The 609-nt window shown below is 62.4% G+C and carries 2 protein-coding genes; both read left to right on the forward strand.

Annotated elements, in window-relative coordinates; genetic code table 11:
• Window positions 1–135, forward strand: a 135-nt coding sequence (locus tag JK356_RS21495; RefSeq protein WP_201870349.1) for a DUF742 domain-containing protein, incomplete at its 5' end; no start/stop codon positions are given.
• Window positions 116–609 (forward strand): ATP/GTP-binding protein (locus JK356_RS21500; protein ID WP_201870350.1); only part of this gene is annotated, 494 nt, incomplete at its 3' end. The genes JK356_RS21495 and JK356_RS21500, both read left to right, overlap by 20 nt.

Below are 609 nucleotides of genomic sequence, written 5' to 3' on the forward strand. Positions count from 1 at the left end.
GCCCGGATTCTTGTGGCTGATCTTGCCGAGGCCGGGCTTGTCGCTATTCACCAGCCGGGTCATGAGGGGGAGCCCGGTGGTCAGCCTGACGTGACGCTGCTGGAAAGGGTGCTCAGTGGACTTCGCAAGCTCTAACGACGCCGGTCTGTCGGCGCCGGCCCGGTCGACGACGTCCGCGAAGATTGTGATCGCGGGTGGGTTCGGTGTGGGGAAGACGACGTTCGTGGGGTCGGTGTCGGAGATTAATCCGCTGCGGACGGAAGCCGTGATGACGTCGGCGTCGGCGGGGATTGATGATCTGACGCATACCGCGGGGAAGACGACCACCACGGTTGCGATGGATTTTGGTCGTATCACGTTGGACCAGGATCTGATTCTGTACCTGTTTGGTACGCCGGGGCAGGATCGTTTCTGGTTTATGTGGGATGACCTGGTGCGGGGGGCGATCGGTGCGGTGGTCCTGGTGGATACGCGCCGGCTGGCGGACTGTTTCCCTGCGGTGGATTACTTTGAGAACAGTGGTCTGCCGTTTGTGATCGCGTTGAATGGTTTCGACGGGCACCAGCCGTATTCGCCGGAGGAGGTGCGGGAGGCGCTGCAGATCGGCCC

Origin of the sequence: Streptomyces sp. 7-21 (assembly GCF_016741785.1) — a bacterium.
Classification (GTDB): Bacteria; Actinomycetota; Actinomycetes; order Streptomycetales; family Streptomycetaceae; genus Streptomyces.